The following is a 22,333-nucleotide window of genomic DNA, read 5'->3' as shown; positions in this document are numbered from 1 at the left end:
TCTGACGAATGTTTATGCCTGCCGTTAAATAGAGGTAAAAATTTCTTTTACGGACCTTACGCGGCCGCCATCACGCGGTCGCGGCCCGAGGCCTTGGCCGCGTACAGCGCGCCGTCGGCACGGGCCATCAGTTGGGCGAGCGATTCGTCGCGGCGCCGTTCGTCCACGCCGACACTGAACGTGTATCTCAAGCCGCGTGGCAAATCGGCTGGCGCGAGTGCCGCGAGCCGGCCTCGCACGCGATCCAGCAGCGCGACCGCTTCGGCAGTCGTGGTCGCGGGGCACAGCACGCCGAACTCCTCGCCGCCGAGCCGGCCGAACACGTCGCCGACCCGCAGGCTGTCGGCGATGAACGCCGCGAAGTGGACCAGCACCTGGTCTCCGGCGGCATGGCCATGGGTGTCGTTGACGGCCTTGAACGAATCGATGTCGATGATCGCCAGCGCGAACGGCGAGTCGTCGCGCAGCGACGCCTTCAACAACGCGTCGCCGATCGAGAGAAACGCGCGGCGCGCGAGCGCGCCCGTCAGGTCGTCGACGTTCGCGAGCCGCTCCAGCCGCTCGGCGAGGCGGTCGTGTGCGAGCATCACCACGCCGATCGAAAGGCTTGGCGGCGCGAGGATGCCAATCGCGAGAAAGATGATGTTGGACGGCGACACCTGCATCAGGCCGGACTGCACGATGATGCCGAAGCCGTAGATGACCCCGCGTGAAGCATGCCCGACGCAGAACAGCAAGGCCGCCGCCGCGAGGAAGTAATAGCTGTAGCGCGGCCGGTTCGACGGGCGGCCGCGCAGCATCGTCGCGGCGAGCGCCGCATAGAGAGCCGCGTGATACACCGACACCAGCGCGACGCGCGCGTTGAAGTCGGGCGCGACGAAGGTCCAGTACGAAATGCCGGGCAACACCGCCGCGAGTCCCGCATACGCCGCCCAGGGCCGCGTGCGGCGCCCGAGAAAACACTGGCAGCCTTCGAGCACGAGGAGCAGCGCGAACGCCAGCAACCCGTTGGCCGCGACGAAGGTCAGCCAGGGCGACGCATGCCCCTGCAGCGCGAACGCGAGCAGCGCGACGATCGCGACCGCGTTGGCCGAAATCCAGTAGCCGATCCCGGGGATCGCGGCGCGCCATAACGAGCCGAGCACGGCCATCGCCATCGCACTGGATAAAACGGTGACCAGCAAAATACTGAGTGGATTGAGCATCGCAATTGAACGAATCGAACGGCGTGACGAACGCACGGTGTGCGCATGCACGTGTGCGCGATTAATACGCGTGATTAATACGTGAACCCGTCCGCGACATCATGTGGACAGCGACGCGTTGGAAATTCGTAAGCATATCTGGCTTGCAAACATTGCCGCGCGGCGGCCCGGAAAGATTCTGCAAGATATTCGTGTCAATGAATGCGCGACGCATCCGCGCAAATTCCAAAACGTTGCATTTACCACGAAACGACGGAGCTAAATCGCTCGCGGAAATCGTCCCTTAACACACCTACAGCGAATCATTCTTTTGCGGCATCCATTGCAGGCAAACGAATGATATGGCGGCATCAGCAAAATTTACGTATTTGGATTGCATCCATTGCTGCGAAGCGCGTACCTAAGCTGAAGAATGGAAGTGGCTAAAAGTTAATGTCTTAAGTAGACTTCTTGCGAAGTGTATCGGACAGCCTGGACAGACCGGTAAAAGTAACCTGGGACGCGTGCAACGCGCGGTTTTTTCCGAAACACTTCATGCTCAACCGGCCGTCGTGCCCCGTGTCATGCGGATCGAAGCAACGGCCAATTCCCGAAAGACATGGTTCCAATTCTCGATTACCTGCTGGAGCGCCAAATCTCGCCGCAGTGGCGCGGCATGCTGAGCGCGCTCGCGGCCGAGTTCGAAGCGCAGATCGGTCGCGACGAACTGCGTCGGCAAGACCACCCTCGTGACGCCGCTCGGCTTTCGCGAGACCAACATCGTAGGCGGCGCGCAGTACTACGGCGGCATCACCGACAAGGTGTCGTATTCGCTCGCGGTCGCGCGGCGCGCGGTCACCGACAGCCTGCTCTCGTACGCGGGCGCGCACGACTCGGGCTCCGGCCTCGAATGGGGCGGCGTCACGTCGACCGGCGGCCTCGGGCAGCCTCGCGTGGGACGACGGCACGAGCGGCCTGTACGCGAACGCGTCGTATCAGTACTACGGCGGCAATAACGTCGCGAGCAATAATGCCGTGAAGGGCGGCGGCGGGGTCTACACGCGCCTGCTGGAAGACGCCGACCAGACGCTCAGGGTCGGCGTGAACACGACGCTGATGCACTACAACAAGAACCTGTCGTACTTCACGTATGGCGAGGGCGGCTACTTCAGCCCGCAACAGTACGTGATCCTGAATTTGCCGGTGGAATGGACCGGCCGCAACGGTCTGTTCACCTATGACCTGAAGGGCTCGATCGGCGTGCAGCATTATCGTCAGGATGCGTAGAACTACTTCCCGCTGAACGACGACTCGGGCCGGCAGGGAGCGGCGGCGGACAATGCGGCGCGGATCGGCAGCGGCGTGGATAGCGGCGCGGTTTATCCCGGCCAGAGCAAGACGGGCGTGTCGTATTCGCTCAGCGCGGTCGGCGAATATCAACTGGCGCCGCAACTGGCGTTCGGCGCGACCGCTTCGCTCGGGAATGCCTATGAATATCGCGAGTGCCTCGCGGCGGTGTACGTGCGATACAGCTTCAGCAAGCAGACGGGCTTGCAGCCGTTCCCGCCGACGCCGCTGAGCTCGCCTTATCTGTCGTTGTCGAACTAGCGGACGGTGTTGTGCCTGGGCGGTGGCGTGCTGCTGGAGCCACCGCCAATCAGGTCGATGATGCACGAACGGTGCCGCGCGGCAGTACCTGAGCGCTCCGTGCCGGCGCGCGGTCCTTTGGCGATATGCCCGCAACTCGCGGCGCGCTACGTGACCGAACGAGGTTCGGTCAGCACCGGCACGTCGCCGAACGGCAACGCCTTCGACCTTGCCAGCCCCAGCGCCATCATCGACACCCCCGCGACAATCGCCGGCGCACCCGCGAGCAGAAACAGCACCGGCATCGTCAGCCCCATCGCCAGCATCGTGCCGCCCGCCAGTGAGCCCGCCACCGAGCCCATGCGGCCCACGCCGTTGGCCCAGCTCACGCCGGTCGCGCGGCAATCGGTCGGATAGAACGCTGCCGACAGCGCACTCGCGCCGACCTGCGAGCCCGAGATGCAGAACCCCGCGCAAAACACCGCTACCGCCGCCAGCCAGGGCGTGGCCGCGAGGCTGCCGATCGCCGCGACGAACACTCCCGCCCCCGCATAGCTGACCGCCAGCACGTAGTGCGGATTGATGCGATCCATCAGCCAGCCCAGCACGATCGCACCGAGCGTTCCGCCGACCTGGAACATCGCGGTGACCAGCGCCGCCGTTTGCAGCGACACTCCGTTCTCGCGCAGCAAAGTCGGCAGCCAGCTCGACAGCAGATAGATCACCAGCAGACTCATGAAGAACGTCAGCCACATCAGCAAGGTGCCGCGCAGCAGATCGCGCCGGAACAGCTGCCCGACCGGCGAGCCGCTTGTTTTGCCGTGCGATGCCGTGAACGTGGCGAGCGACAGGTCTTCGTCCGGCGCGATGCGCGCGAGCACCCGCGCCACCTGCTGCGGCTCCTTGCCGAGCGCCACGAGATAGCGCACCGACTCGGGCAGCCGCCACGCGAGGATCGGCAGCAGCAACAGCGGAGCGACGCCGCCTGTCAGCAGAACCGCGCGCCAGCCGTAGCGCTCCATCAGCGCGGCCGCGACAAAGCCTCCCAGCGCCGAGCCCACGGTGAAGCCGCAAAACATCGTAGTCACGAGGAACGAGCGGCGCGACGCGGGGCAGTATTCCGAGGTCAGCGTGATCGCGTTGGGCATCGCGCCGCCCAGTCCGAGGCCGGTCAAAAAGCGCAACGCAATGAGTTCTGTCGGCGAGCCGGCCCACGCCGACACCACGCTCGCGAGCCCGAAGCCCAGCACGCACCACAGCAACAGCCGCTTGCGGCCGAGCCGGTCGCCGAACGGCCCGAACAGCAGCGCACCGGCCATCAGACCTGCCAGGCCCGCGCCGAAAATAGGCGCGAGCTGCGCGGGGGCGAGCTGCCACTGCGCGCGGATCGCCGGTGCGATGAAGCCGATCGCCGCGGTATCGAAACCGTCGATCGCGACGATCAGAAAGCACAACACGACGATCGCCAGTTGAAAAGGCGAAACGCGGTTGCGGTCGATCAGCTCCGTGACATTGACGGGCATCTGGGTTTTCATGGGTGTCTCCTCCAGCTATGAATGTTTGTTATCCGGCCATCGTCGACTCCTCAGGCCACGCCCTTCAGGCAGTCCTCGGCGCGCCAGCCGTGCAGCCATTGCAACGCGTCGTAGAACTGCTCCTGCGTGCGTCCCACCCACAGCGAGTTGCGCACCTGGCGCTCGACACCCTTCGCGTGATAGATCCGTCCCATCTCGCGCGCCGAGTACAGCACGCGCGCGGTGCGCGGAATCCGCGCTTTCTCGTACAGCGCGAACGCGGCTTCGAAGTCGTCGCCGGTCGCCGCTACCGCCGCGCCTAGCGTGACCGCATCCTCGAGTGCCTGACAGGCACCCTGGGCCAGGTATTGCGTCATCGGATGCGCCGCGTCGCCGAGCACCGTCGCGCGGCCAAAGCTCCAGCGTTCGACCGGATCGCGATCGGCGGTGGCCCAGCGCTTCCAGGAAGTCGGGCGGTCGAGCATCTGATGCGGCAGCGGATGAATGCCTTCGAAGTACGACAGCACTTCCTCCTTGCTGCCCTCGCGCACGCCCCACTGCTCCTGTTCGCGGCTGTGGAACGTGACGACGAGGTTGTACTGCTGACCGCCGCGCAGCGGGTAGTGCACCAGGTGGCAATGCGGTCCTGCCCATACCACCGGCGCGTTGATCCGCAGATCGGTCGGCATGTTGTTCACGTCGACCACCGCGCGATACACGACATGCCCGGTCACATGAGGCTCATCGCCGATCAGCGTCTGACGGACCGCGGACTTCACGCCGTCGCATCCGATCGCGGCATCCGCGCGATACCGCGCGCCGTGCTGATCGGTGACCGTGACGCCGCTGTCGTCCTGGTCAAGCGAGCGCACCTGCGTGTTGGTGCGGAACTGGATCAGCGGATGATCCCGCACCGCCTCCAGGATCGACAGATGGATGTCGGCGCGATGAATCACCGCATACGGATTGCCGAAGCGCTGACGGTACGGCGCGCCGACGTCGATATGGGCGATCTCCCTGGCGTCGATTGCGTCCATCAGATTCAGGCTGTCGGTGAACACCGCGCGGCTGCGCGCCGCGTCGCCGACGCCCAGCGCGTCGAGCGCGTTGAACGCATTCGCGCCGAGCTGGATGCCCGCGCCGATCTCGCCGATCTCCGGAGCCTGCTCCAGCAACTGCACGCCGATGCCTTGCCGCGCCAGCGCGAGCGCCGCCGCCAGCCCGCCGATGCCGCCGCCGACGATGATCACGCGGCGAATCTCCTTACGGGTCTCTTGATGTGTCTCACTCATGACTCTTGTCTCCTGTACTGCGTCAGACTCTGTAGTCCGGCTGGCGCTGCGGTTGCGCGAGTTCGAACGCCGGGTGTTCGAGCGCGTGCCGATAAACGGCGAGGCTGCGCGGATAGGCGCTCAGATCGCAACCCATCCTTTGCGCATTGGCGATCTGCGGCACGAGGCAGCAGTCCGCGAGCGTCGGCCGTGCGCCGAAGCACCACGGGCCTTCAGCGTTCTGAGCGCCGCGCGTCAGCAGACGCTCGACGCCCGCCATTCCTTCTGCGACCCAATGCCGGTACCACGCGTCTTTCTGTTCGGCCGATGCGCCGAGCACGTCCTGCACATAGCGCAGCACACGCAGGTTGTTCACCGGGTGGATATCGCAAGCGATCAGGTATGAAAGCTCCAGGACGCGGGCGCGCTCGTGCGTGTCGAGCGGAATCAGACGCGGTTCCGGGTAGCGCGCATCCAGATAGTCGATGATCGCCAGCGACTGGCCGAGGTGAAACTCGCCGTCGACGAGTGCCGGTACCGTCGCGGACGGATTCACGTTCGCCACGTACTGCGGCTCGCAATGCGCACCCGTGCGGATGTCGACCGGCAGGTAATCGTATGGCAGCCCCTTGAGGGCAAGCGCGATCCGCACACGGTACGACGTTGAACTATTGAAGAAGCTATGAAGCTGCACGATAAAACCTGTCAGATGAAGTTCAGACCACACGCACGGTCAATTCGCCGAGCCGTTCGACACCGACGCTCATCACATCGCCGGCCTTGACCGCGCCGACCCCTTCCGGCGTGCCGGTGTAGATCACGTCGCCCGGTTCGAGACGGAAGAACTTCGACAGATCTGCAACCGTCTCGGCCACCGACCAGATCAGATGGGACACGTCGCTCTTCTGCTTCGTGTCGCCATTGACGGTCAGCCACAAGCCCGCCTTTTCGAAATGCCCCGCCGCGCTGGCCGGATGGATCGGGCCGATCGGCGCCGAACGGTCGAACGCCTTGCCGATTTCCCACGGACGCCCCATCTCGCGCATCTTCATCTGCAGATCGCGGCGCGTCATGTCGAGGCCGACTGCGTAGCCCCACACGTGGCCGAGCGCCTGTTCCAGCGGAATGTCGGAGCCCGCCTTGCCGATCACCGCAACCAGCTCCGCTTCGTAGTGATAGTTCTGCGTCTGCGACGGGTACGCGAGTTCGAGTGTTTCGCCGTAGGCGACGGGCACGAGCGCGTCGGCCGGCTTGCAGAAGAAGAACGGCGGCTCGCGATCCGGATCGAAGCCCATTTCGCGCGCATGCGCGGCGTAGTTGCGGCCTACGCAATACACGCGGCGCGCCGCGAACAGATCGTTCGTGCCGACGACGGGAATACCGACGGGCGCCTCGGGGGGGAAAATAAATGCCATGGTGTGCGACTCACTCGTGCGTAAAGGGGTGTGGGGAGATCAAGGGGAATGAACAGTCAAAGCCGGTGCGACGCGCTCCGTGTGTTTCTTGCGCGTCGCTCAGTTGCGTCGCTTAGTTGCGTCGCCTCATTGCGTCGCCTCATTGCGTTGCCTCATTGCGTCGCCTCATTGTGTTGCCTGGCTGCGCTCTTCGCGCAGCAGGTTCAGCGCGGCCAGCACCGGCCGGTCCGAATAGCTGAACAGCACGCTTTCGCTGGCAGCGGACAGTTGCACCGGCACCCACGAAGGCGCGACGAATACGTCATGCGGCTCGAAGAAAAATTCGTTGTCGCCGATGCGCGCCGTGCCCTGTCCTTCCACGACGCAGTAGACGGTGGCGTCCGTGCTGCGATACTTGCGGCCCTGAAAGCCGGCCGGCAGCAGCTGCATGAAGGTCGCCATGGTCGGCATCGGCCAGCCGCCGGTCGTCGGGTTCACGTAACGCAGCTTCACGCCGTCCCACGCGTCGGGCTCGCCGTTGCGATACAGCGTGTCGAGCGCTTCGCGGCTGCGTTCATACGGATAACTGAAGATCGGCGAAGTCGGGTTCGAAGCGACGTGGCGCACCGGCGCCATGTTGTGGCCGAAGCGCGCGAAGCTGTCACCTTCGGGCCGCGTGACGGGCTGTATCGCCTCCGGATAGTTTTCCGCGAAGCCGGCGTCGAGACTCGCGACGAGCGGTATATCCAGGCCATCGAGCCAGACCACCGGCTCACCGCCCTCTTCGACCGAAGGGTTGCCGTGGTCGTGCCACGTCCACGACGGCGTGATGATGAAGTCGCCCGGATGCATGATCGTGCGTTCGCCGTCGACCGCGGTCCACGCGCCCTTTCCCTCGACGATGAAACGCAGCGCGGACTGCGTATGGCGGTGGCTCGGCGCGATCTCGCCCGGCAGGATCAGTTGAAGCCCGGCATAGAGGCTCGGCGTCATGCTCGACTTGCCGGGCAAGCCGGGATTTTCGAGCACCAGCACCCGGCGCACCGCTTCCTCGGCGCTGATGACCGAGCCGGCCTGCATCACCAGGTCGCGCACCTGCGCGTATTTCCAGATCGCGGGCTGCGCGCGCGGCTGCGGCTCGCGCGGCACGAGGCTGTGAAGGGATTCCCAAAGCGGCGTCATCCGCTGGCGGGCGATCTGTTCGTAGTAGGCCGCGCGTTGCTCGCGCTGATCGTGGGCTGACATGGTGTCTCCTGAGTCTGACGGCATTTGGCGCAACACCGATTCGGTGCGATGCGTGTTGTGCGTGATTTATATGCCTCCTAGCCATATCCTGTAAAATGACAAATTCCTCTTATCCATATAGTTTTGGATATAGCTCAGTGAGGCACCCCAATGGACTGGACCTACCGGCTGCGCCTGAGGCATTTGCAGGTGCTGTTGAGCCTCGCGGAAACGGGCAATCTCAGCCAGTCGGCGGCCGCGCTGAATACGACGCAGCCCGCGCTGTCGAAGTGGCTCAAGGAACTGGAAGCGGATATCGGCCTCGCGCTGTTCGAGCGGCACGCGCGCGGACTGCGGCCCACTCGCCACGGAGAATCGCTGCTCGAGCACGCGCGGCGCATCGAAGCGCATCTCGACAGCGCCCGCGACGATATGCAGGCGCTGCGCGATGGCGGCAGCGGACTGGTGTCGATCGGCACGTCCGGCGTGTCGAGCGCGGATACGGTTCCGCTCGCGGTGGCGCGTCTGCTCGACCAATTGCCGCGCGCGCAGGTCCGGCTGGTCGAAAGCACGATGAATCAGTTGCTCCCGCAGTTGGCCAGAGGGGAGCTGGACATCGTGCTCGGCCGCTCGTCGCCGGAGAATCCGGACCCGCAGATCGAGTGCGAAAAGCTTTACGAGGAGCCGATCCACTTCGTGTCGCGGCCGCAGCACCCGTTGAGCGGCAAGGACTCGCTCGGCTGGGACGACCTGCTGGCCTATCAATGGATCGTGTGGCCGAACGGCACGCCGGTGAGGAACGCGCTGGAGACGGCGCTCGCCGCCGCGGGACAGACGCTGCCGGGCCGTTGTATCGAATCGAACTCATCGATCCTGAACATCACGCTGCTCAACCACACCGATCTGGTCGGCGTGGCGTCGCACCGGGCCGCACGCCGCTTCGTGCAATTGAACACGCTGCGGATTCTGCCGATGCAACTCTCGGGCTTCGGCTCGGTGTCGATGTACTGGCGTCCCGACAGCCTCAACCGCGCCGCCGTTGCGCTCGCGGTGGAGAGCCTGCGGGCATGCGCGCAACTCGATATCGGCGAAACGGAACCAGCGCCCGGCGTGTGAGGGTTCGGGGGCGGTTAAAAAGCCGTGGCCTTCGGCCAGCGCACGTGCCGCACGGAAGCAACGGCTTCAACGCCAAGCGGCTCGCCCTGATCTGCACACGACGAACCCGCTGAGCTGCCGCTCCTTCGCCTAAAGCGGCAACGCAAGCCCTAGCTCCCCGAGCCCGGCGTGCCAGCGCCGCCGGCGTTGCGTTGCCGCTGTCTCTGCTGTCGCGCGCGCGCAATGCTGACGAAAATCAGCACGATCGCCAGCAGCGTCAATTCGATAAACGCGGGGATCTGAATAGGATCGTGGAACATGACGGGGCCTCCACCACGTGATCCGGCCATCTTACGCCGGTAGCGACTACCGGACGGCATCGAGTCCGTTGCGGCTTGCTCGCGGCCAAAGCCTGCCATTCCAGCCGAATGCCCGCATTGCGCGAACCCCATTGCGTCTGACCACGATATGCGCGGAACCGCACAGAGCGATCGGCGCCGGGCGCCCTATTCTGCGGGGTGCCGCGAGAACGACTCCCCAGCTTCCGGGACCCGCGTTTGCGCGTGCCCTACACCCGTCCCGGCTCCGCGAGCAGTCGAGCAAATATCGGTCACAACACCACGTCGACATCGGCAAGCCGCGCTGCCCCGTGGAAACTAGCGCTTACGCCAGCAGGTGCCACCGATGCGTCCCCAGTCCGTCACCCATGTCCTTCGTGTCCTGATCCTTGCCTGCGGCTGCATGGCCGCCGCCACTGTGCTTGCAGCCGACGCCGCCAACCCCGCCGATGCCGCCGGCGTCGTCAAAACCGTGAAGGGCACCGTGCGGATCGAGCGGGCCGGCGGCAGCTCGGGCGCGGCGATCGGCAGCGACGTGTACAGCAGCGATCGCGTGGTGACCGGCCCGGAATCGTCCGTCGGCATCACGCTGCGCGACACGACCCAACTCTCGGCCGGCGCCAACACCACGCTCGAACTCGACCAGTTCGCATTCAACAGCACGACCCATGACGGCGTGCTTCATGCGAGCGTCAAACGCGGTTCGCTGTCGGTGATCTCCGGCAAGCTGGCCCACGCGAACCCGGACGCGGTCCGCTTCAGCACGCCGACCACCACGCTGGGCGTGCGCGGCACGGCATTCATCATCGAAGTCGGTGACAGAGGGGAGAGTGCGCGTTGAAAGTCGTCATCCGACCTCAGCGCCTCGCGTCAGCGGCGGCATTCGTGACGCTGGCCTGGTTGTCCGGCTGCAGCACGCCGCCGGACAAAATCATCCTGTTGCCCGATCCGGAGGGCAAAGTCGGCGCGGTCGTGGTCCACAGCGCGAACGGCGAGCAGACCATCGACAAGGCTTACGCCGGCGTCGATGTCGCGCAGAACGGCACGATGGAAAAGACCATGGATAGCCAATCCGGCGTGCAAGCCCGATATGGCGCACTGCTCGCCGCCCGGCCGCCTCGCCCGATGACATTCACGTTGTTCTTCCTCTTCGACTCGGCCACCGAACTGGCGCCGGAATCTCCGGCCACGGTCGCAAAGCTGAAAGCCGTGCTGGCGACCTGGCCTGCGCCTCAGGTGGTGGTCATCGGTCACACCGATCTGGCCGGCTCCCAGGAGTTCAACGACCGGCTGTCGCTGCGGCGGGCCCAGAGCGCGGCGGCGTTCCTCGTCAAGCAAGGCATTCCCGCGCGTCAAATAGAGATCGCCGGCCGGGGCAAGCGCGAGCCGCTGGTCCAGACGGCGGACGGCGTGCCCCACAAGATGAACCGGCGCGTCGTCATCACGATTCAATGACGCTCTCCGCTCGTCGCCGCTGAATGGCCTTCCCCTCGATCAAACGCTACTACGACCCATGGCGTGAGCGGATCTGGAAACTGCTGAAGGCGCTCCAGGGGCGTCCGGTGGCATTGGTGGTGTTGTTCGCGCTGAGCCTGCTGAATCTGACCAGCGAATGGCCGAGCGACATCCCGCGTCCGGCATTCGTCGACACGCTCGACGACGCGCTGCCGGACTCCTTCAAGACGGCCCGCCAGCTTCTGTTCGACCAGTATCAACGTCACTTCCCGCGGATTCCGGCAGCCCAGCCCGTGACCATCGTCGAGATCGACGAGGAGACGCTGGCCAGCGTCGGCCAATGGCCTTGGCCGCGCAACCGGCTCGCGGGTCTGGTCGACGCCATCGCGGCGCACAAGCCGCTTGCCATCGGCCTGGACATCTACATGCCGGAGCCGGACCAGACTTCGCCCGACCGGGTCGCCGACAATCTGCCGAAGACAGCCGGGGCCCTGGCCGCCGGGTTGCGGGCGCTGCCCAGTCACGATGCGATTCTCGCCGGCTCGTTGCGCGCGGCGCCGACCATCCTCGGCGCGGCCGCACTCGATCATGCCGCGTTCGCCACCCACACCACGCTGCGGACCGCGCCGTTCCTCGTGCACGGCGGCGATCCGCTGGACCATGTGCGGCACTTCGACTACGTGCTCGCGAGCCTGCCCGAACTGCAAGCGGCGGCCCACGGGCAAGCGCTGCTAAGCGTGGCGCTCGAACAGGGCGTGGTCCGGCATATACCGCTCGTGCTGGGCCTGGGCGACCGGCTGGTGCCCAGCCTGCCGATGGAAATGCTGCGCGTCGCGACGGGATCGACGGCGCTCGAGGTGTATGCCGACAACTCGGGCGTGCAGGCGGTCGGCGTCGCGGATGTGGAGGTGCCGACGCAACCAGGCGGCGACATCTGGCTGCATTTCGCGTCCATCCGCTCGACGCTGGGGCGCTACGTGTCCGCGCGAGACATCCTGGAAGGCAGGGTCGACGCGGACCGCATCCGCGACAAACTCGTGCTGGTCGGACTGACCGGCGCCGGCGTCACCGACATGCGCACGACCCCGCTGGGCGAACTGGTGCCGGGTATCGAGATTCAGGCTCAGGTGATCGAGACGATCTTCGAGGGACGTTTCCTGCGCCGCCCCACCTGGCTGAAATGGACGGAGAGCGGCTTCATCATGACGTTCGGTCTACTGATCGTCTGGTACGTGCCGCGCAAGAAATCGCGGCTCGCGCAGTTCATCCAGACGGTGCCCAAGGGAGTCGCGATGGTGGGGCTGTCCCTGCATCTGCTGAATCTGGTGTGCTGCTTCTACATCTTCGTGCGCTTCGGATTTCTGGTCGACGCGGCCGCAATTTTCATCATCCTGTCGGCGGTCATGGGGTGCTTTCTGTCACCCGCGTTGCTCCATCTGCAGGAACAGGCGCGCGCGGACGCCGCCCTCGCGCAAACCCACCCAGCCGATAAAAACAGCACGGGCAAAGCGCCCGAGGCTTGACGCGGCGGCCGCGCGCAAGGTCGCTGTAAACAACGGCGCACAACAGCCCGTTTTCACATAGCTGACCCTAAAGCGTCCGATTTGAACTACAGTACATGCACGATCACTCAGATCGCGAACCGTCTCGACGATTTTCCAGGTTCTTCCAACGCGTTCAACGTAACGACGTGCGAGGTGACGGAAATGGCAGATGCGGCAAGCTTCCCGGTGAGCGTGCAGGTCGGCGATCAGGTCTCCCCTTCGACGAGCGCGCGCGGGTCGCGAAGAAAAAAACGAGCAATGTGTCGCGGCATGGCAACCGGCCCTTCAGTGGGTCCTTCAGTTGGCCCCTCGGAAAATAGCGCGCCATGCCCAATTTTCTAGTCGCCTATTGCGGACCGGCGGCCGTGCCCGACGATCTGTGGCTGCGCTGGAACACCGACCCGCTGCTGCTCGCAGCGCTTGCCGCGCTCGCATTCGTGGTCGCCAGCGGCCGCTCGGCCGATGCGCGCGCGGGCTGGGCCGCGATTGCGCTGATGGCCGTCGTGTTCGTCTCGCCGCTGTGCGCGCTTTCGTCGGCCTTGTTCTCCGCGCGCGTGACGCATCACATCATTCTCATCGCGGCCGTTGCGCCCTTGCTTGCGCGCGCCTTTCCGTTGCCGCGTGTCGGCTATCCGCCGCTCGTCCCCGTGGTCGCCGCGCATGCGGTCATCGTGTGGCTGTGGCACGCGCCGGGGCCGTATGCGTGGGGACTCGCCACGGTGCCCGCTTACTGGCTGATGCAGATCACGCTGCTCGCGAGCGCCTGGCTGATGTGGCGCGGCGTGTTCGAGCCGTCGGTGCAGACGGGCGCCGCGCTGATGGCGCTGGTCGCGACGATCGGCCAGATGGGTCTGCTCGGCGCGTTGATCGTCTTCGCGCCCGCGCCGCTGTACGTCGTGCATTTCGCCAGCACCGCCGCGTGGGGGCTCACCCCGCTCGCCGACCAGCAACTTGCCGGACTGCTGATGTGGGTACTGGCTATGATCCCTTATCTCGCAGCGGGACTCTGGATCGCCTGGTCCAGCCTGCGCCCCAGAGAGCCCGCCTTGTGACGACCCTGCTGAAGTTCATCCATCTCGCCGCGATCGCAATCTGGTCGGGCGGCCTGATCGTGCTGCCCTTTCTGTTCCGGCAGCGCCGTGCGCTCGCGCCGGGCTCCGAACTCGACCGGCTGCACCGCATCACGAGACTAGTTTATGTGGAGCTGACTTCGCCCGCCGCGTTCGTCGCGATTGCGAGCGGCACCGCGCTGATCTTCCTGCAAGCCACCTTCGTCGAATGGTTCTCCCTGAAGATGGTACTGGTCGGCATCATGGCGATGCTGCACGTGGTGGCGGGCCTCGTCATGCTGCATCTGTTCATGCCCGACGGACACTTCAGCCGGCTGTCGTCGATCGCGTTGACGACCGCCTATGTGGTGGTGATCGTCGCGATCATCTGGCTCGTGCTCGCGAAGCCGCACGTCGATTCAACCCTGTTCGCCGCGCATCTGTTCGAGCCCGGCGGACTCGCCCGATGGCTGCATCAGTCCTTCGGCGACACCAGAATGCCGACACCATGATCGAACACGAGCTTGCCTCCATGCCAGCCGGCAAAGCCCGTCATCACCGACGCGAGCGCCGACAGCGCAAGCCCATGCGGCAGGATCTGCTCGGGATAGTAGAGACGCACACCCCAGTTGGCCCCGGCGATCGCGACCAGAGTCATCGCGGCCACCGCGTGGGACCAGCTCGCTTCCCTGAGACGGATGCCGCGCACGAGCAGCAGTTCGGCGGTGCCGACGAGACTCGCGGCCACGCCGCTCCAGAACGCGAAGCCGGCCGCCCAGAGGCCCGCCCTGATCCAGAACGGATCGCCCGACCACCAGTAGATGACGTCCACGCCGAACGTGGCGACGACGAACGCAATCGGGAAGTGCACCATCATCACGTGTATCGGATGGCCGACGAAGGCCACGGCCGAACCCGCGTCGAGCCGCAGCAACTCCAGCAGCACTTCGCTTTTCGGATGAGATCCGGAATCGTCTTTCCTTGCCATGGTTCGTACCCCTTACGTCGAATGGGTGAGCCTGCGAACCATCATAGCTGCTGGCGGGTACCGGTCCAAGCGGGATTGATCGCGGGGCTCACCGGTTGCGCCGGGCCGCTGTCGACGCTGGCGCCTTCCGGACCCGCCGCGGCATCGATCGCGGGGCTGTGGTGGGTGATGCTGGCCGGCTCCGCCGTGCTGTTCGCGCTGGTGCTCGTGCTGTTCGCGCTGGTGATGCGGCAACCGGGCTGGGGCTCGCGCATGTCGCCCGCGCGCTGGATCGTGCTGGGCGGCCTCGTGCTGCCCGCCGTGATTCTGATCCCGCTGATCGGCTATGCGCTCTTTGCCGGCGAACGGTTGTTGCCGCTGCCGGGCCATGCGCCCGCGCGCATCGACGCGGTCGCCAAACAATGGAACTGGACCTTCCGCTATCCGGACCAGGGCGGCCTGCAAACCCAGGACGTGTTGCATCTGCCCGCGGGCACGCCCGTCGACATCGTCGTCACCAGCGAGGACGTCGTGCACTCGTTCTGGATTCCGCGCTTCGCGGGCAAGATCGACGCGGTCCCCGGACACGCCACACGTCTGCGTGTGCAAGCCGATCAACCCGGCCGCTACGAAGGGCAATGCAACCAGTTTTGCGGGCTGGGTCATGCAGGGATGCACTTCACGGTGATCGTCGATCGTCCGGAAGACTTTGCCGCCGCCGTCAAGCAGGCGGCCGCCAGCGCGGAGGAGAAAAAATGAGTGTGCCCGTCGAGCCGCCGTCACAGGGCGCCAACGCGTTGCGGCTGCATCGCCAGCTCGCCGCGATCTGGGCCACCGGACCGGGCGTGCAGCGGCTTGCCGCCGTGAACCATACGGTCCTCGGCATGCGCATGATGATCACGTCGTTCCTGTTCTTCGCGATCGCGGGCGTGCTGGGCATGCTCACGCGCGTGCAGCTCGCGACGCCGCACGCGGCCTTCATGGACGCCGAGACCTATAACCAGGTCTTCACGATGCACGGCTCGATGATGCTGTTCCTGTTCGCGATTCCGATGGTGGAGAGCTTCGCGGTCTACCTCACGCCGAAAATTCTCGGCACGCGCGACTTCGCGTTTCCTCGCCTGACCGCGTACGGCTACTGGTGCTATCTGTTCGGCGGCACGATCCTGACGGTCTCGCTGATCCTGCGCGCCGCGCCCGACGGCGGCTGGTTCATGTACACGCCGCTCAGCTCGAACGTCTACACGCCGGGCATCAACGCCGACGTGTGGCTGCTCGGCATCACCTTCGTCGAGATTTCGGCGCTGTCGCTGGCAATGGAAATCGTCGTGTCGATCCTGAAGATGCGCGCGCCCGGCATGTCGCTCGACCGCATGCCGATCTTCGCGTGGTACATCCTCGTCACCGCGATGATGATGATCGTGGCGTTTCCGCCGCTGATCCTCGGCTCGATCCTGCTCGAAGTCGAGCGCGCGTTCGGCCTGCCCTTCTTCGATCCGCGGCGCGGCGGCGATCCGCTGCTGTGGCAGCACCTGTTCTGGCTGTTCGGCCACCCGGATGTTTACATCATCTTCCTGCCGATGGCGGGCGTGCTGTCGACCATCATTCCGGTGTTCGCACGACGGCCGCTGGTCGGCTACCGGGCCATCGTGGTCGCGATCATCGCGCTGGCGTTCCTGAGCTTCGGCATCTGGGTGCACCACATGTTCACGGTGGGCATTCCGCATCTGGCACTCGCGTTCTTCTCGGCCGGTTCGGCGGTCGTCGCGGTGCCGACCGCGATCCAGTTCTTCGCGTGGCTCGCTACGCTGTCGCACGGCCGGCCGCGCTGGGACGTGCCGATGCTGTACGTGTTCGGCTTCTTCTTCGTGTTCACGGCGGGCGGGCTGACCGGCGTGATGCTCGCGATGGTGCCGTTCGACTGGCAGGCGCACGACACCTATTTCGTCGTCGCGCACATGCACTATGTGGTGGCCGGCGCGCTCGCCTTTCCGATGCTCGCCGCGTTCTACTACTGGCTGCCGTTGCTGACCGGCCGCACCGCCGTGTACAAGCTGTCGCAGCCGGCCTTCTGGCTGGTCTTCATCGGCTTCAACATGACGTTCTTCATGATGCATCTGACCGGCCTGCTCGGCATGCCGCGGCGCATCTTCACCTATCGCGGCGACGAGGGCTGGAACTGGCTCAATCTGCTGTCGTCGGTGGGTGGTTTCGTGATGACGATCGGCTTCGCGCTCGTGGCGATCGACATCGTCGTGCAACTGCGCTACGGGCGGCGCGTGCGGCGCAACCCGTGGGATTCGACCACGCTCGAATGGGCGATGCCGATTCCGCCCGCGCCCTATGCGTTCGCGTCGCTCCCGCGAATCGGTGACGAAACGGAAGGCGTCGCGCCCGGCAAGCTCGCGGCGCGGCTCGCGCGCGGCGACGGCTATCTCGGCTTCACGCGCAACGGCTGGCAGGAGACGCTCGGTGTGCACATGACCTCGGGCGAACCTGAGCAACTCATCGTGCTGCCGCGCTCGACCTATCTGCCGCTCGTCACCGCGCTCGTGACTTGCGCGGCGGTGCTGGCGATGCTGTTCAAGTTCTATCTGGTGTCGCTCGCGCTCGCGTTCGTGACCTTCGGCCTGTTCATCTACGCCGGCCAGAGCGCCGGTCACGCGCGCGACTACGGACCGCTGCCGGTGGGACGAGGCGTCAGCGTGCCGCCGCATACCGAAGTGGCCGGCGCGCCCGCGTGGCTCGCGCTGATCTGCACGCTGGTCGCGAACGGCACGCTGTTCACATCGCTGGTGTTCGGCACGTTCTATCTGTGGATCGCCGCGCCGAACTGGCCGGCCGCCGTGACGCCCGAGCCGAGCCGCCTGCTCGCGCTTGTCACGGTGGTCGCGCTGGCGGTCGCGGCGGCGGCTGCGCGCGGCTCCCTGCGCGCCGCCGCCGCCGACCGCCACCCGCATCGCTGGATTGGCGTGGCCGTGCTGACGCTGGTCATCGCGATCGCCGCCGATGTCACGCTAATCGCCGGTGTCACGCCGCATCCGCGCGAGCACGCGCTCGGCGCGACGGCCGCCGCGCTGCTCACGTATGTCGGGATTCATGCCGGCATCGGGCTGCTGTTTCTGATCAGCAATGTTCTGCGCATCGGGGCCGGGTTCATTTCGCCGCGACGGCTCACGGATCTGCGCCTCACGCGCTTATGGGTCGACTACACGCTGGCGACGGGCATCATCGCGCTGGGCCTCGTGCTCGCGTTGCCCGCGCTGGTGGCGATGCTGGGAGCCAGGCCATGAACGGACGCACGCTTTTCCCCCGGCGCTTATGGTGGCTCGCCGTGGGCTTCACGATCTGGTGCGTCGCGCTGGTGATCCTGTATGCGCTGCACGCGATCGGCTGTGCGTTCGGCTGGTCCACCGGCCCGCTGCGCATGAGCCTCGCTCTCGTCCTGCTCGTGCATCTGGTCGCGATCGGCTGGCTGTGGCGTTATCGTGCGGCCGCGAATCGCGACCCCGGTCCCGAGCGCATCAGCACGTTCATGCATACGGTCGTCATCTGGACCTTGATCGCCGCGCTGGTCGCGACTGTCATCACGTTCGGGCCCGCGCTTCTGCTGACGACGTGCATCTGACGGGCGCCGCTCGAAGCGGGTACGGCGACGGCCGGCGCCACGGTCCGCTCAAACCGCTTCGCTGCTGAAACAGAGAGGGATTTCATGCAGTATCGCGATCTCGTGCGCAAGGCCATCTGGTCCGCCATCTATCTGCTGTTCATTCTCGCGCCGCTGTTCGCGCTGCTCGCGGGCAACCTGCCCCCCGCGCGCAATTTCGGCACCGAGTTCTCAGTGGCGCTCGGCTATACCGGCCTCGCGATGATGGGACTGCAATTCGGCCTCACCGCACGTTTTCGGCACGTGACCGAGCCGTGGGGCGAGGACGTCATCTATCACTTTCACCGGCGCATCTCGCTGATGGCGGTCGGTCTCGTCGTCGCGCATCCGCTGATTCTGATCGCGATCGGCTCGCCGTCGCTCGCGCTGCCGGATTCGGTGTGGGATATTCCTTGGGGGGCGCGCTTCGCGGTGCTGTCGATCGGCTCGCTGATCCTGCTGGTCATCACGGCGTTGTGGCGGCAACAGCTAAAGATTCGTTACGAGTTGTGGCATCTCTCCCATATCGTGCTCGCGCTGGTCGCGATCGCGGCCGGCATGCTGCATATGGTCGGCTGGGGCTTTTATCTGGTCGATCCGCTCAAGCGCACGCTATGGATCGGCATGACGATCTTCTGGATCGGCTTGCTGTTCTATGTGCGCCTGTTCAAGCCGCTTTTCATGCTGCGGCGTCCTTATCGTGTGACCGAGGTGCGCACGGAACGCGGCGATACGACCACGCTCGTGATGCTGCCCGACGGCCACGCGGGCTTTCGCTTCAAGCCGGGGCAGTTCGGCTGGCTCACGCTATGGGCGAGCCCGTTCCGCATCACCGGGCACCCGTTTTCATTTTCGTCGAGCGCCGAGGCCGCGGACGGCCGCGTCGAGATGACGATCCGCGACCTCGGCGATTTCACCAGCGCGGTCAAAACGGCGACGGCCGGGCAGCGGGTTTATCTCGACGGACCGTATGGGGCGTTCACGATCGGCAATCCGACGGACATGCACGTGCTGATCGCGGGCGGCATCGGCATCACGCCGATGATGAGCATGATCCGCACGCTCGCCGATCGCGGCGACACACGCCCGCTCGTGCTGCTGTACGGCAGCAAGACGTGGGACTCGCTGACCTTCCGCGAGGAGTTGGAGACGCTGAAAACGCGGCTCGATCTGAAAATCGTCTATGTGCTCTCGCAGCCGCCTGAAGGCTGGACCGGCGAAACGGGGCGCGTCACCGCCGAGGTGTTCAGGCGTCATCTGCCACCCGAGTACGCCGCGCACGAGTACTTCATCTGCGGCCCCGACGTGATGATGGACGCGATCGAAACCGCGCTCGGCGAGATGAAAGTGCCGCTCGCGCGCTACCATTCCGAACGCTACAGCTTCGTCTAGGAGAGTTGCGATGCGTCGATTGTTCGCCAACCGCCTGGCTGTTGCGACGGGTGTGATCGTGGTGGTGTTGTCGCTGGTGTTCGCGTTCTTGCGGGTGAGTTCGATGCATTAGCCGCGAAGCGGCAAGCAGCGCGCGACCCATTACAGCGCTCACCGCCGGTACTGGATGCCATCACTCCGTTGGCAGGTGAAGTGCACGCAACGTCCCAACAGCAGTGCGACGAGTTCCGCCTGTCTGTGGATATCGGTCTTGGCGAAGATCTGCTTCATATAACCGCGCGCGGTTCCAACGCCGATTCCGATCCGCGATGCCGTGTCGTCCAGGTCGATTCCCCGCGCGAGCAATACCGCGAGCGAAGCCTCGCGCCGCGTCAGTTGGAAAGTCTTGATGAGAAAGACCAGGTCCGGATCGCTGCGCCCGTCGGGTTCCAGCACGAACAGGATCGCGCGCGCGGCGAGATTCCCATCGCCGGGCAGGCTCGCCGGGGCAGCCGGCACGACTTTGACGACGAGCGGCGGGCTCGGCGGCCGGCGTGACAGCCAGCAGCGCAGTAAGGCGCGACAAGCACACAGTGCCCAAGTCTCGCAAACCGCGCTTGACTCTTCGACATCATGACGTCATGATGTCGCAATGTCTTCCGCCCTTCCAAACCCGCTCCCGCTATACGCGCAAGTCGAAGCGGCGCTCGCCGAACGCATTGCCGACGGCACCTACCCGCCGGGCAGCCAGTTGCCCAACGAGGCGAGCCTGCTCGCGAGCTTCGGCATCAGCCGCACCACGCTGCAAAAAACGGTGCAGAACCTGATTGCGCGCGGGCTGATCGAAATTCGCCGCGGCAAGGGCACCTTCGTCACGCAACCGCGCCTCACGCAGCCGCTCACCGAACTGAGTGGCTTTGTCGAAGACATGCGCGCGCATGGCCGCAAGCCGAGCGCGCGGCTGCTCACGAAGCGGCTCGAAATCGCCGGCGACACGGTGGCCGCGAAGCTCGCGCTCGAGCCCGGCACGCCGGTCGTGCACATCCAGCGCGTGCGCATCGCCGACGGCACGCCGCTGTCGTTCGATGAAACCTGGCTACCCAAAGACATCGGCGAAAAGATCATCGAAAACGATCTGGAGGCCGAGCCGATCTTCGCGCTGCTCGAACAGAAGTACGGGCTTGCACTGATCGAAGCGGAATACCGGCTCGAAGCGATCGCCGCGGACAAAGCGGTCGCGCGCGCTCTGGAGATCGCAACCGGCAGCCCGATTTTTCTGATCGAGCGCACCTCGTATGGCGACGGCAACCGTCCCGTCGATTACGAAAAGCTGTACTACCGCGGCGACCAGATCCAGTTCGTCACCCGTCTCGCCCGGCGCAAGCCGGCCCACCGATGAGCGGCGCGGCACTGGCGCTCGCGCCGAACCTGGCCGACACGCTGTGGCTGTTCGCGGTGTCGCTCGGCGCGAGCGCGCTGGGCGGCATGCTCGGCATGGCGAGCGGCATTTTCATCGTGCCGATCCTGACGATGTTCGGCCACCTCGATATCCATGTCGCGATCGGCGCGAGCATCGTTTCGGTGATCGCCTGTTCGTGCGGCGGCGCGGCGCCGTTCCTGCGCGAGCGCCTGACCAACGTCCGCCTCGCCGTGGTGCTGGAAACGGCGACCACGCTCGGCGCGCTGTCCGGTGTGTTGCTGAGCGGGCTCGTGCCGGTGCCGGTGCTGTATTTCATCTTCGGCGTCATCCTGATCCTGTCCGCGCAGCAGATGCTCGCGCGGCGCGCCGATCCGGCGCGCGCCGCGTCGGGCGACCGCGCGGCGCGCGTGCGTGCGTGGGGTGCGTCGCTGCAACTGGATTCGAGCTACCCTGACCGCGCGCTCGGCCGCGACGTCGCATATCGCGTGCAGCGCATCCCGCTGGGCCTCTCGCTGATGTACGGCGCCGGTCTGATTTCGGCGCTGCTCGGCATCGGCAGCGGCGTGCTGAAGATTCCCGCGATGGACACCGCGCTGCGCCTGCCGATCAAGGTCTCGTCGGCCACCTCCAATTTCATGATCGGCGTGACCGCGACGGCCAGCGCCGGCGCCTACTTTCTGCGCGGCGACATCGTGAGCGCGATCGCCGGCCCGGTGGCGCTGGGCTCGGTCGCCGGCGCGGTGCTCGGTGCGCGGGTGCTGATGCGGGTGTCCAACGACAGGCTGCGCGTGCTGTTCGTCGCGATACTCGCGGCGCTGGCCGTGCAGATGCTGCTCGAAGCATTCGGCGTCCATCTGTTCGGGGCGTCGGCATGAAGCGCGTCGCGCGGGCCGGCGCGTGGCTCGAACAGTGGCTGGCGCGCCTGCTGCACTATGGCACGTGGATTGCCAGCGGCACGATCGCGATCGGCCTCGCGCTTGCGCTGGGCTCGCTGTTCGCGCCGGGCACGCATCACGGCGCAGCCCATGCGGCACCGGCCGGCATGTCGATCGTAACGGCGGGCATCGCGCTTTTCATCCTGCTGCCGATAATGCGGCTTATATTGATGTTAGGAGTGTTCCTGCATCAACGCGATTACCGCTTCAGCGCGATCGCCGCGCTCGTGCTGGCGATCGTCGCGGCGGGACTGCTGGTCGGCGCGGCGTGATCCGCGCGGCCGCGGCGCGTGCGGGTATGATGCCGGGCGCGCGCCCTCATCGGAGCGTCACATACCG

Annotated in this window: 22 protein-coding genes and 2 pseudogenes; 15 read left to right on the top strand and 9 right to left on the bottom strand. The window is 65.7% G+C overall.

What is annotated here, in order from left to right; all coding sequences use genetic code 11:
• Nucleotides 1–56: 56 nt before the first annotated feature.
• A complete protein-coding gene (locus tag P0D89_RS04630; RefSeq protein WP_408376203.1) occupies nucleotides 57–1,241 on the bottom strand; it encodes a GGDEF domain-containing protein in 1,185 nt (394 codons plus the stop codon).
• Between the two features lie 562 nt (nucleotides 1,242–1,803).
• Here P0D89_RS04630 and bcsD point away from each other — a divergent pair.
• Together bcsD and P0D89_RS04620 are read left to right on the top strand one after the other, a co-directional pair.
• Nucleotides 1,804–1,929, top strand: a pseudogene (gene bcsD, locus P0D89_RS04625) (cellulose biosynthesis protein BcsD); the annotation flags it as partial.
• A gap of 4 nt (nucleotides 1,930–1,933) precedes the next feature.
• Nucleotides 1,934–2,792, top strand: a pseudogene (locus P0D89_RS04620) (cellulose synthase subunit BcsC-related outer membrane protein); the annotation flags it as partial.
• 146 nt (nucleotides 2,793–2,938) lie between these two features.
• Here the strand turns inward: P0D89_RS04620 and P0D89_RS04615 are convergent.
• The 5 genes from P0D89_RS04615 to gtdA all read right to left on the bottom strand — a co-directional run bounded on the left by P0D89_RS04615 (nucleotide 2,939) and on the right by gtdA (nucleotide 8,195).
• Complete coding sequence (locus P0D89_RS04615) at nucleotides 2,939–4,306, bottom strand: MFS transporter (protein WP_408362952.1); 1,368 nt, start codon at nucleotides 4,304–4,306, stop codon at nucleotides 2,939–2,941.
• A 50-nt stretch (nucleotides 4,307–4,356) separates the two neighbouring features.
• Nucleotides 4,357–5,577: a 3-hydroxybenzoate 6-monooxygenase gene (locus P0D89_RS04610; RefSeq protein ID WP_408362950.1), complete on the bottom strand. Its 1,221-nt coding sequence runs from the start codon at nucleotides 5,575–5,577 to the stop codon at nucleotides 4,357–4,359.
• 22 nt (nucleotides 5,578–5,599) lie between these two features.
• Nucleotides 5,600–6,250, bottom strand: coding sequence for a maleylacetoacetate isomerase (gene maiA, locus P0D89_RS04605; protein WP_408363019.1), 651 nt, complete (start codon nucleotides 6,248–6,250; stop codon nucleotides 5,600–5,602).
• Nucleotides 6,251–6,272: 22 nt separating this feature from the next.
• On the bottom strand, nucleotides 6,273–6,971 hold the full coding sequence (locus P0D89_RS04600) for a fumarylacetoacetate hydrolase family protein (protein ID WP_408362947.1): 699 nt from the start codon (nucleotides 6,969–6,971) through the stop codon (nucleotides 6,273–6,275).
• A gap of 165 nt (nucleotides 6,972–7,136) precedes the next feature.
• Nucleotides 7,137–8,195 carry a gentisate 1,2-dioxygenase gene (gtdA, locus tag P0D89_RS04595; RefSeq protein ID WP_408362945.1) on the bottom strand — a complete coding sequence of 353 codons (1,059 nt, stop codon included), beginning with the start codon at nucleotides 8,193–8,195 and terminating at the stop codon, nucleotides 7,137–7,139.
• A 150-nt stretch (nucleotides 8,196–8,345) separates the two neighbouring features.
• Here gtdA and P0D89_RS04590 point away from each other — a divergent pair, with 150 nt between their 5' ends.
• The gene (locus P0D89_RS04590) at nucleotides 8,346–9,290 is read left to right on the top strand and encodes a LysR substrate-binding domain-containing protein (RefSeq protein ID WP_408362943.1); all 945 of its coding nucleotides are present in this window, start codon (nucleotides 8,346–8,348) and stop codon (nucleotides 9,288–9,290) included.
• Nucleotides 9,291–9,439: 149 nt separating this feature from the next.
• Here P0D89_RS04590 and P0D89_RS04585 read toward each other — a convergent pair whose 3' ends face one another.
• Nucleotides 9,440–9,589 carry a hypothetical protein gene (locus P0D89_RS04585; RefSeq protein ID WP_408362941.1) on the bottom strand — a complete coding sequence of 50 codons (150 nt, stop codon included), beginning with the start codon at nucleotides 9,587–9,589 and terminating at the stop codon, nucleotides 9,440–9,442.
• Between the two features lie 364 nt (nucleotides 9,590–9,953).
• On the opposite strand from P0D89_RS04585, the gene P0D89_RS04580 reads away from it, so the two are divergent.
• The 5 genes from P0D89_RS04580 to P0D89_RS04560 all read left to right on the top strand — a co-directional run bounded on the left by P0D89_RS04580 (nucleotide 9,954) and on the right by P0D89_RS04560 (nucleotide 14,167).
• Complete coding sequence (locus P0D89_RS04580; RefSeq protein WP_408362939.1) at nucleotides 9,954–10,448, top strand: FecR family protein; 495 nt, start codon at nucleotides 9,954–9,956, stop codon at nucleotides 10,446–10,448.
• A 44-nt stretch (nucleotides 10,449–10,492) separates the two neighbouring features.
• Nucleotides 10,493–11,062 carry an OmpA family protein gene (locus P0D89_RS04575; RefSeq protein ID WP_408362937.1) on the top strand — a complete coding sequence of 190 codons (570 nt, stop codon included), beginning with the start codon at nucleotides 10,493–10,495 and terminating at the stop codon, nucleotides 11,060–11,062.
• A gap of 23 nt (nucleotides 11,063–11,085) precedes the next feature.
• Complete coding sequence (locus tag P0D89_RS04570; protein WP_408362935.1) at nucleotides 11,086–12,585, top strand: CHASE2 domain-containing protein; 1,500 nt, start codon at nucleotides 11,086–11,088, stop codon at nucleotides 12,583–12,585.
• A 347-nt stretch (nucleotides 12,586–12,932) separates the two neighbouring features.
• Nucleotides 12,933–13,658 carry a cytochrome c oxidase assembly protein gene (locus tag P0D89_RS04565; protein ID WP_408362933.1) on the top strand — a complete coding sequence of 242 codons (726 nt, stop codon included), beginning with the start codon at nucleotides 12,933–12,935 and terminating at the stop codon, nucleotides 13,656–13,658.
• A complete protein-coding gene (locus tag P0D89_RS04560; protein ID WP_408362931.1) occupies nucleotides 13,655–14,167 on the top strand; it encodes a CopD family protein in 513 nt (170 codons plus the stop codon). Before P0D89_RS04565 ends, P0D89_RS04560 begins: the two co-directional genes overlap by 4 nt.
• On the opposite strand, the gene P0D89_RS04555 is transcribed toward P0D89_RS04560, so the two are convergent.
• Nucleotides 14,131–14,643, bottom strand: coding sequence for a DUF2231 domain-containing protein (locus P0D89_RS04555; protein ID WP_408362929.1), 513 nt, complete (start codon nucleotides 14,641–14,643; stop codon nucleotides 14,131–14,133). The two genes, P0D89_RS04560 and P0D89_RS04555, sit on opposite strands and share 37 nt — an antisense overlap.
• A gap of 75 nt (nucleotides 14,644–14,718) precedes the next feature.
• Here P0D89_RS04555 and coxB point away from each other — a divergent pair, with 75 nt between their 5' ends.
• From coxB to P0D89_RS04535, 4 genes are all read left to right on the top strand, one after another.
• Entirely contained in the window at nucleotides 14,719–15,381 is a 663-nt protein-coding gene (gene coxB, locus P0D89_RS04550) for a cytochrome c oxidase subunit II (protein WP_408362927.1), read from the top strand.
• Nucleotides 15,378–17,915 carry a cytochrome c oxidase subunit I gene (gene ctaD, locus P0D89_RS04545; protein ID WP_408376202.1) on the top strand — a complete coding sequence of 846 codons (2,538 nt, stop codon included), beginning with the start codon at nucleotides 15,378–15,380 and terminating at the stop codon, nucleotides 17,913–17,915. The genes coxB and ctaD overlap by 4 nt, the downstream gene beginning before the upstream one ends.
• Complete coding sequence (locus P0D89_RS04540; RefSeq protein WP_408376201.1) at nucleotides 17,912–18,250, top strand: hypothetical protein; 339 nt, start codon at nucleotides 17,912–17,914, stop codon at nucleotides 18,248–18,250. The genes ctaD and P0D89_RS04540 overlap by 4 nt, the downstream gene beginning before the upstream one ends.
• 84 nt (nucleotides 18,251–18,334) lie before the next feature.
• A complete protein-coding gene (locus tag P0D89_RS04535; RefSeq protein WP_408358436.1) occupies nucleotides 18,335–19,660 on the top strand; it encodes a ferredoxin reductase family protein in 1,326 nt (441 codons plus the stop codon).
• A gap of 150 nt (nucleotides 19,661–19,810) precedes the next feature.
• On the opposite strand, the gene P0D89_RS04530 is transcribed toward P0D89_RS04535, so the two are convergent.
• Nucleotides 19,811–20,095 (bottom strand): helix-turn-helix transcriptional regulator, encoded by a 285-nt coding sequence (locus P0D89_RS04530; RefSeq protein ID WP_408376200.1) that lies wholly within the window; start codon nucleotides 20,093–20,095, stop codon nucleotides 19,811–19,813.
• 196 nt (nucleotides 20,096–20,291) lie between these two features.
• Between P0D89_RS04530 and P0D89_RS04525 the strand changes: the two genes are divergently transcribed.
• From P0D89_RS04525 to P0D89_RS04515, 3 genes are read left to right on the top strand one after another with little or no spacing between them, the layout of a single operon-like run.
• Nucleotides 20,292–21,038, top strand: coding sequence for a GntR family transcriptional regulator (locus tag P0D89_RS04525; protein WP_408376199.1), 747 nt, complete (start codon nucleotides 20,292–20,294; stop codon nucleotides 21,036–21,038).
• Entirely contained in the window at nucleotides 21,035–21,934 is a 900-nt protein-coding gene (locus tag P0D89_RS04520) for a sulfite exporter TauE/SafE family protein (RefSeq protein WP_408358433.1), read from the top strand. The genes P0D89_RS04525 and P0D89_RS04520 overlap by 4 nt, the downstream gene beginning before the upstream one ends.
• Complete coding sequence (locus tag P0D89_RS04515) at nucleotides 21,931–22,266, top strand: DUF1634 domain-containing protein (RefSeq protein WP_408358432.1); 336 nt, start codon at nucleotides 21,931–21,933, stop codon at nucleotides 22,264–22,266. Before P0D89_RS04520 ends, P0D89_RS04515 begins: the two co-directional genes overlap by 4 nt.
• The last annotated feature ends 67 nt before the right edge of the window (nucleotides 22,267–22,333 follow it).

Source organism: Paraburkholderia sp. RL18-085-BIA-A (assembly GCF_046027075.1).
Taxonomy (GTDB): Bacteria; Pseudomonadota; Gammaproteobacteria; order Burkholderiales; family Burkholderiaceae; genus Paraburkholderia.
This window is presented reverse-complemented; position numbering and strand designations above follow the sequence as displayed.

Coding starts and splice junctions, on each gene's coding strand:
- P0D89_RS04615 (WP_408362952.1), bottom strand. CDS start 4,306: ATGAAAACCCAGATGCCCGTCAATGTCACGGAGCTGATCGACCGCAAC.
- P0D89_RS04610 (WP_408362950.1), bottom strand. CDS start 5,577: ATGAGTGAGACACATCAAGAGACCCGTAAGGAGATTCGCCGCGTGATC.
- P0D89_RS04600 (WP_408362947.1), bottom strand. CDS start 6,971: ATGGCATTTATTTTCCCCCCCGAGGCGCCCGTCGGTATTCCCGTCGTC.
- gtdA (WP_408362945.1), bottom strand. CDS start 8,195: ATGTCAGCCCACGATCAGCGCGAGCAACGCGCGGCCTACTACGAACAG.
- P0D89_RS04590 (WP_408362943.1), top strand. CDS start 8,346: ATGGACTGGACCTACCGGCTGCGCCTGAGGCATTTGCAGGTGCTGTTG.
- P0D89_RS04585 (WP_408362941.1), bottom strand. CDS start 9,589: ATGTTCCACGATCCTATTCAGATCCCCGCGTTTATCGAATTGACGCTG.
- P0D89_RS04580 (WP_408362939.1), top strand. CDS start 9,954: ATGCGTCCCCAGTCCGTCACCCATGTCCTTCGTGTCCTGATCCTTGCC.
- P0D89_RS04570 (WP_408362935.1), top strand. CDS start 11,086: ATGGCCTTCCCCTCGATCAAACGCTACTACGACCCATGGCGTGAGCGG.
- P0D89_RS04565 (WP_408362933.1), top strand. CDS start 12,933: ATGCCCAATTTTCTAGTCGCCTATTGCGGACCGGCGGCCGTGCCCGAC.
- P0D89_RS04555 (WP_408362929.1), bottom strand. CDS start 14,643: ATGGCAAGGAAAGACGATTCCGGATCTCATCCGAAAAGCGAAGTGCTG.
- ctaD (WP_408376202.1), top strand. CDS start 15,378: ATGAGTGTGCCCGTCGAGCCGCCGTCACAGGGCGCCAACGCGTTGCGG.
- P0D89_RS04540 (WP_408376201.1), top strand. CDS start 17,912: ATGAACGGACGCACGCTTTTCCCCCGGCGCTTATGGTGGCTCGCCGTG.
- P0D89_RS04535 (WP_408358436.1), top strand. CDS start 18,335: ATGCAGTATCGCGATCTCGTGCGCAAGGCCATCTGGTCCGCCATCTAT.
- P0D89_RS04525 (WP_408376199.1), top strand. CDS start 20,292: ATGTCTTCCGCCCTTCCAAACCCGCTCCCGCTATACGCGCAAGTCGAA.
- P0D89_RS04520 (WP_408358433.1), top strand. CDS start 21,035: ATGAGCGGCGCGGCACTGGCGCTCGCGCCGAACCTGGCCGACACGCTG.
- P0D89_RS04515 (WP_408358432.1), top strand. CDS start 21,931: ATGAAGCGCGTCGCGCGGGCCGGCGCGTGGCTCGAACAGTGGCTGGCG.